Genomic DNA, 7,608 nt, shown 5'->3' with positions numbered 1-7,608 from the left:
TTACCGTTACCAAAAAGAACGGCAACGCTCCCGAGCGGAACCGGATCCGGCGCCGGCTTCGCGAACTGGTGAAGCGGCTGGACACTATATCCATGCGACCGCACCATGATTATGTGCTAGTCGGCCGTCGTGCCGCGCTCGATCGCGACTTTACGACCATGATCGACGATCTTCGCTCGGCGCTCGCTCGCCTCGAGCGGCAGCCGAAAAAAGACCAGGCGCCAGCCGCCAACCGAACTGAATGACGAGACCTTGAACGATGATCGATAATCGCAACACCATCCTCGCCGTCATTCTGTCCGGCCTCGTGCTGATCGCCTGGCAATATTTCTACAATGTGCCGCAGATGGAGAAGCAGCGCGCCGCGCAGCAGGCCCAGACTGAAATGGCCAAATCCGAGGCGCAAGGTGGAACCGGCGCCGCGCCCGCCGCCGCAACCCCTTCGACGACGCCGCAGGCCGGCGCGATCAATGCGCCGGCGCCGGTCACGCCGGCGCAACCGGCGACGACGGCCGCCGTGGTCGACCGCGACGCCGCGATATCAGCGACCCCGCGCGTCAAGATCGAGACTCCCAGCCTGACCGGCAGCATCTCGCTGAAGGGCGGACGCATCGACGATCTGTCGCTGGTGAAGTTCCGCGAAACCGTCGATCCGGCCTCGCCCCCGATCGTGCTGTACTCGCCCTCGGGCACCGCCGAACCCTATTACGCGGAATTCGGCTGGGTGCCGTCGGCCGGCTCCACGGTCAAGCTTCCGGACGAGAAGACGATGTGGCAGCAGGAAGGGTCCGGCAGCCTGACGCCGTCGCATCCGGTGACGCTGAAATACGACAATGGCGACGGCCTCACTTTCCGCCGCACCATTTCGATAGACGAGCGCTATCTCTTCACCATCAAGGACGACGTCAGCAATGTCGGCAACACGCCGGTCACGCTCTATCCATATGCGCTGATCTCGCGGCACGGCACGCCCAAGGTTTCCGGCTACTACATCCTGCATGAAGGGCTGATCGGCTATCTCGGCGACCAGAGCCTGCAGGAATACACCTACAAGAAGATCGACGACGCCAAGACGGTCAGTTTCAAGGTCACCGACGGCTGGCTCGGCATCACCGATAAGTACTGGGCCTCGGCGCTGTTGCCCGACACCTCGGCGCAGCTTCAGGTGCGCTACTCCTCCAATCTCGTCGGCAGCATCCGGACCTACCAGACCGATTATCTGGAGGATCCGCAGACCATTGCGATCGGCGGCACCGGCAGCGCCAATGCCCGGCTGTTCGCGGGCGCCAAGGAAGCCAGCGTGGTCGGCCTCAATTTCCCGGTCGGCGGCTTCGGCGGCTACAACAAGGAACTCGGGCTCAACCATTTTGATCTGATGATCGACTGGGGCTGGTTCTACTTCATTACCAAGCCGATGTTCCTGGCGCTCGACTTCTTCTATCATCTGGTCGGCAATTTCGGCATCGCCATCCTCTTGGTAACGGTGCTGGTGAAGCTGTTGTTCTTCCCGCTCGCCAACAAGTCCTATGCCTCGATGGCGAAGATGAAGTCGGTGCAGCCGCAGCTCGCCCTGCTGAAGGAGCGCTATCCCGACGACAAGGTGAAGCAGCAGCAGGAGATGATGGAAATCTACCGCAAGGAGAAGATCAACCCGATCGCCGGTTGCCTTCCCGTCGCCTTGCAGATTCCAGTGTTCTTCTCGCTCTACAAGGTGTTGTTCGTCACTATCGAAATGCGGCACGCGCCGTTCTACGGCTGGATCAAGGATCTGTCGGCGCCGGATCCGACCAATCTGTTCACCCTGTTCGGCCTGTTGCACTTCGATCCGACGCAGATTCCGGTGCTCGGGCATTATCTCGCGCTCGGCATCTGGCCGATCATCATGGGCATCACGATGTGGTTCCAGATGAAGCTCAATCCGACGCCGCCGGATCCGACCCAGCAAATGATCTTCGCATGGATGCCGCTGATCTTCACCTTCATGCTGGCCGGTTTCCCCGCCGGCCTCGTGATCTACTGGGCCTGGAACAACACGCTCTCGGTGCTGCAGCAAAGCTTCATCATGCGCCGCAACGGCGTGAAGGTCGAATTGCTCGATAATCTCAAGGCGACGTTCTCGTTCAAGAAGGCTGAGTCGAAGACCTGACGGCGGCGCGTGCCGAACGTCGACGCGGGACGCCGATTTCCGATTCGTCATGGCCGGGCTTGTCCCGGCCATCCACGTCTTGGACATGCCGTGAAGCAAGACGTGGATGCCCGGGACAAGCCCGGGCATGACGATGAATTGGATATCTTCGCATGACCACCGAGCCCGATGCGAAGCTGATTGAACAGGGGCGAAGGCTGTTCGCGGGCGACTGGCAGTTCTTCTGGGCCTCGCCCTCGATCGAAACGCTGCCGCCGATGGCGGGCATCGAGGTCGCCTTTGCCGGCCGCTCCAATGTCGGAAAATCCTCGCTGATCAACGCGCTGACCGGGCGCAACGCGCTGGCGCGGACCTCGCACACGCCGGGCCGCACCCAGGAGCTGATCTTCTTCGAAGGCCCCGGCGACGCCGGCTTCCGCCTCGTCGACATGCCCGGCTACGGCTACGCTTCCGCGCCAAAAGCCAAAGTCGCCTCCTGGACCGCGCTGATCCATAGCTTCCTGCAGGGCCGCAGCAATCTGGCGCGGGTCTATGTGCTTATCGACGCCCGCCACGGCCTCAAGGAGGTCGATCAGGACGTGCTGAAGACGCTCGACAAATCAGCCGTGAGCTATCAGGTCGTGCTGACCAAGGCCGACCAGGTGAAGCCGGCTGAACTGGAACAATGCACAGCCGACGTCAGGGCGGCACTTGCAAAGCATCCCGCCGCGTTCCCGGAAGTGTTGGTGACATCGGCGCGGTCCGGCATCGGCATGCCGGAATTGCGCGCCGCGATGGTGCGCCTGCTCGGGGAGCGCAGCCGATGATGCGGGCCTTTCGGATTCTGATCGGTCTTGCCGCCATCATGGGCGCCGACGGCGTCATCCTGGCGGCAGCGGTGGCGCATCAGCCCGACGCCTCGCGGCTTGCGGCGGCTTCCTCGATGCTGCTGTTTCACGCCACCGCCGTGCTCGGCGTCGTGGCCCTGACCGAACGCGGCCTCCTGCATGGGCGGATCGGGCTCGCCGCCGCGTTCGGATTTGTCATCGCCGCCGCGCTGTTCGCGACCGACCTGACCTTGCGGCAATATGCCGGCCACAGCCTGTTTCCGTTCGCCGCGCCCACCGGCGGCACCCTGTTGATCGTGAGTTGGCTTGCGCTTGCCGTGGGCGCGGCCTGGCCGCGTGACCGTGACAGGCACCTGTAGCCCGGATGGAGCGAAGCGCAATCCGGGACAAGTAGCGAAAAAGGTTTCCCGGATTGCGCTGCGCTCCATCCGGGCTACGGAATCGGCAGGCACACTTTGCGCCGTGGCCGCCAATCAGATAGAACCCGCCCGACCCCGCCGACCGTGAGACCCGCTTCATGACCGACGTGCCGTATATCAGTCCGCTCGATCAGGCCCGCATCCTGTCCGAGGCGCTGCCGCACATGCAGCAATATGACGACGAAACCATCGTCATCAAATATGGCGGCCATGCCATGGGCGCCGAAGAAACCGCGAAAGCGTTTGCCCGCGACATCGTGCTGCTGGAGCAGACCGCCATCAATCCGGTGGTGGTGCATGGCGGCGGGCCGCAGATCGCGACCATGCTGAAGCGGCTCGGCATCCACTCCGAATTCGCCGCCGGCCTGCGCATCACCGACGCCGCCACCATCGAGATCGTCGAAATGGTGCTGGCCGGCTCGATCAACAAGCAACTGGTCGGCTACATCAACGAAGCCGGCGGCAAGGCGGTCGGCCTGTGCGGCAAGGACGGCAACATGGTGACGGCGTCGAAGGCGACGCGCACCATGGTCGATCCGGATTCGCATATCGAGAAAGTGGTCGATCTCGGCTTCGTCGGCGAGCCGGAAAAGGTCGACCTGACGCTGCTCAACCAGCTGATCGGCTATGAACTGATCCCGGTGCTGGCGCCGCTGGCGACCTCGAAGAGCGGACAGACCTTCAATGTCAACGCCGATACCTTTGCCGGCGCGGTCGCCGGCGCGCTGAAGGCCAGGCGGCTGTTGCTGCTGACCGACGTTCCCGGCGTGCTCGACAAATCGAAGAAGCTCATTCCGGAACTGTCGATCAAGGACGCGCGCAAACTGATCGCCGACGGCACCATCTCCGGCGGCATGATCCCCAAGGTCGAGACCTGCATCTACGCGCTGGAGCAGGGCGTGCAGGGCGTGGTCATCATCGACGGCAAGATGCAGCACGCGGTGCTGCTGGAATTGTTCACCAATCAGGGCACGGGCACACTGATCCACAAGTGATGAGGAAAGCGGGCAGGCGATTGAAAGCCGTTATGGCCGGGCTTGTCCCGGCCATCCACGTCTTGCTTTGGTGCCGCAAGGAAGACGTGGATGCCCGGGACTCTGGACGGGAAGACGGCGCTTCGCGCCTTTTGCCCGGGCATGACGGCCTGAAACTTTCAATCCTCCTCGCGCTGCCCGCCGCGATCATTTCCTTCCTCGCCTCATCCCAACCCGCTTACGCCGACCTGAAACTCTGCAACCGCATGAGCTACGTGGTCGAGGTCGCGATCGGCATCGACGACAAGGCGGCCACCGCGACACGCGGCTGGTTCCGGATCGATCCGGCGGCCTGCAAGGTCGTGGTTCAGGGCACGCTGACCGCCGACCGCATCCTCCTGAATGCGCGCGCGCTCGGTGTCTACGGCTCCTCGCCGATCCCGCAGAACGGCGGCGACACGCTGTGCATCGCGCCGGCCGATTTCGTCATCGCTGCCGCCCGCCAGTGCCGCGCCGGCCAGACGCCGGCGCCGTTCACCCAGATCAACCCGACCCAGACCGACGACGGCAATCTCGTGGCCTATCTGGCCGAGGACAGCGAATATGACGACGAGCAGGCCAGGCTCGCCGCCATTCAGCGGCTGCTGGTGATCGCGGGCTACGACGCCGCGCCGATCGACGGCGTCGACGGCCCGAAGACGCAAGCCGCACTTGCCGCGTTCCTGAAGAGCCGCGGCATGACGCCCGACATGGTGCAGGCGCCGAATTTCTTTTCGCTGATGATCGACGCGGTGCAATCGCCGTCCTCCACCGGGCTGACCTGGTGCAACGACACTCCCCACAAGGTCATGGCGGCGGTCGCGACCGATGACGGCAAGGCCGTAGTCAGCCGCGGCTGGTACCGGATCGATCCCGGCAAATGCCTGCATCCCGACGTCACCGGCCAGCCGAAGCAGATCTTCTCGTTCGCCGAAGCGGTCGATGCCGAGAACCATACGATAAAACTCAAGGATAGGCCGCTGAACTGGGGCGGCGCGAAGGAGCTGTGCACGCGTGAAAGCAAGTTCGAGACCTCTGAGCAAGGCGACTGCGGCACCCGTGGTTTTGCAGCCACCGGCTTTGCCGCCGTCGACATGAGCAGCGGCGGCAAGACGCTGCGCTTTGCGATGCCGTGAACTCGTCGTCCCTGCGAACGCAGGGACCCATAACCACAAGCCTGGATTTGAATCACCAATGCCGGCCACAATCGAAGGTAACTCACACCGAGTTCATCACGACCGCCGCGGCGTATGGGTCCATGCGTTCGCAGGGACGACGGCTGAGAGAGTTGTGAGACGGTGACAACATCCCGCCCCTTCGCCGATATCGACACCTGGGTGTTCGACCTCGACAACACGCTGTATCCGCATCACGTCAATCTGTGGCAGCAGGTCGACGTGCGGATCGGCGAATTCGTCGGCGCCTTTCTCAAAATATCCGCTGAGGAAGCGCGGGTGATCCAGAAGGACTATTACCGCCGCTACGGCACCACCATGCGCGGGATGATGACCGAGCACGGGGTGCTCGCCGACGACTATCTCGCCTATGTCCACCAGATCGACCATTCGCCGCTGCAGCCCAACCCCGCGATGGGGGCGGCGATCGCAAGACTTCCCGGCCGCAAGCTGATCCTGACCAACGGCTCGACCGACCATGCCGACAAAGTGTTGCAGCGGCTCGGCATATCAGCGCATTTCGAGGCGGTGTTCGACATCATCGCCGCCGAACTGGAGCCGAAGCCGGCGCCGCGGACCTACCAAAAATTCCTCGACCTGCATCAGGTCGATCCCACCAAGGCGGCGATGTTCGAGGACCTGGCGCGCAACCTCGTGGTGCCGCACCAGCTCGGCATGACCACGGTGCTGGTGGTGCCCGACGGCAGCAAGGAAGTCGTGCGCGAGGATTGGGAGCTGGAAGGCCGCGGCGCCGCGCATGTCGATCATGTCACGGATGATTTGACCGGGTTTTTGCAGGGGCTGAGCAAGGCGTCATGATCGTCGTCCCGGCGGAGGCCGGGACCCATACGCCGCGGCGCCTGTTTTGAAAGATGCTGTTGGACGGCGTTCGCGCCATAATAAACGCCTGTGGTTATGGGTCCCGGCCTTCGCCGGGACGACATCGGGAGTGCTTGACTCCTCCCCCGCAAATCCCGACAAAGCCTCCCGCCTGCCCGAACAAAATCGCCCAAGGAAATCCCGATGTCTCTCGCCTCCCTCGAAACCACCGTCAACGCCGCGTTCGATGCCCGCGACGGCATCTCGACCGCGACCAGGGGCGAAGTCCGCGACGCCGTCGATCACGCGCTCGAGCTGCTCGACAAGGGTGAGGTACGCGTGGCCGAGCGCGAGCAAAGCGGCAAGTGGAAGGTCAATCAGTGGCTGAAGAAGGCGGTGCTGTTGTCGTTTCGCCTCAACGACATGAGCACGATCCCGGGCGGTCCGGGCAAGGCCTCGTGGTGGGACAAGGTGCCGTCGAAATTCGAGGGCTGGGGCGAAAATCGTTTCCGTGACGCCGGCTTTCGCGCGGTGCCCGGCGCGATCGTGCGCCGCTCGGCCTTCATCGCCAAAAACGTCGTGCTGATGCCGTCCTTTGTCAATCTCGGCGCCTATGTCGATGAATCCACCATGATCGACACCTGGTCCACGGTCGGCTCCTGCGCCCAGATCGGCAAGCGCGTGCACATTTCCGGCGGCGTCGGCATCGGCGGCGTGCTGGAGCCGCTGCAGGCCGAACCCGTCATCATCGAGGACGATTGCTTCATCGGCGCGCGAAGCGAAGTCGCCGAAGGCGTGATCGTGCGCAAGGGCGCGGTGCTGGCGATGGGCGTGTTTCTGGGCGCCTCCACCCCGATCATCGATCGCGACAGCGGCAAGATTCATATCGGCGAGGTGCCGGAATATGCGGTCGTGGTGCCGGGAACCAGGCCGGCGAGGCCGCTGAAAGACGGTTCACCCGGTCCTGCGCTGGCTTGCGCCGTCATCGTCAAGACCGTCGACGCGCAGACCCGCTCCAAGACCAGCATCAACGAGCTGTTGCGCGACTAGCCGGCCCATCGAACGCGAGGAATTTCTTGCTCCGGTGCTGGCCCATCGGCGGGACCTCATGTTAAGCGGGGGCATGACCGATGCTCGCTCCGCCCTTGCCATTGCCCGCGATCTCCTGCGCTGCCCCTCGGTAACCCCGGCCGACGCCGGCGCGCTCGG

At 63.6% G+C, this 7,608-nt stretch carries 8 protein-coding genes; all 8 read left to right on the top strand.

What is annotated here, in order from left to right; genetic code table 11:
• Window positions 1-245: ribonuclease P protein component (locus tag VK804_RS31595; protein ID WP_325752216.1), on the top strand; the 245-nt coding region annotated here is incomplete at its 5' end.
• 14 nt (window positions 246-259) lie between these two features.
• Window positions 260-2,146: a membrane protein insertase YidC gene (yidC, locus tag VK804_RS31590; protein ID WP_325752215.1), complete on the top strand. Its 1,887-nt coding sequence runs from the start codon at window positions 260-262 to the stop codon at window positions 2,144-2,146.
• Between the two features lie 152 nt (window positions 2,147-2,298).
• A complete protein-coding gene (gene yihA / locus VK804_RS31585) occupies window positions 2,299-2,952 on the top strand; it encodes a ribosome biogenesis GTP-binding protein YihA/YsxC (protein ID WP_325752214.1) in 654 nt (217 codons plus the stop codon).
• Window positions 2,949-3,332, top strand: coding sequence for a DUF423 domain-containing protein (locus VK804_RS31580; protein ID WP_414642871.1), 384 nt, complete (start codon window positions 2,949-2,951; stop codon window positions 3,330-3,332). The genes yihA and VK804_RS31580 overlap by 4 nt, the downstream gene beginning before the upstream one ends.
• A 158-nt stretch (window positions 3,333-3,490) precedes the next feature.
• On the top strand, window positions 3,491-4,387 hold the full coding sequence (gene argB / locus VK804_RS31575) for an acetylglutamate kinase (RefSeq protein WP_325752213.1): 897 nt from the start codon (window positions 3,491-3,493) through the stop codon (window positions 4,385-4,387).
• A gap of 32 nt (window positions 4,388-4,419) precedes the next feature.
• Window positions 4,420-5,541 (top strand): DUF1036 domain-containing protein, encoded by a 1,122-nt coding sequence (locus VK804_RS31570; RefSeq protein WP_325752212.1) that lies wholly within the window; start codon window positions 4,420-4,422, stop codon window positions 5,539-5,541.
• A 162-nt stretch (window positions 5,542-5,703) separates the two neighbouring features.
• Window positions 5,704-6,399, top strand: a complete 696-nt coding sequence (locus VK804_RS31565) for a pyrimidine 5'-nucleotidase (protein ID WP_325752211.1) — start codon at window positions 5,704-5,706, stop codon at window positions 6,397-6,399.
• 204 nt (window positions 6,400-6,603) lie between these two features.
• The gene (dapD, locus tag VK804_RS31560; protein ID WP_325752210.1) at window positions 6,604-7,449 is read left to right on the top strand and encodes a 2,3,4,5-tetrahydropyridine-2,6-dicarboxylate N-succinyltransferase; all 846 of its coding nucleotides are present in this window, start codon (window positions 6,604-6,606) and stop codon (window positions 7,447-7,449) included.
• Window positions 7,450-7,608: the final 159 nt, after the last annotated feature.

This window comes from Bradyrhizobium sp. (assembly GCF_035484855.1).
Taxonomy (GTDB): domain Bacteria; phylum Pseudomonadota; class Alphaproteobacteria; order Rhizobiales; family Xanthobacteraceae; genus Bradyrhizobium.
This window is presented reverse-complemented; position numbering and strand designations above follow the sequence as displayed.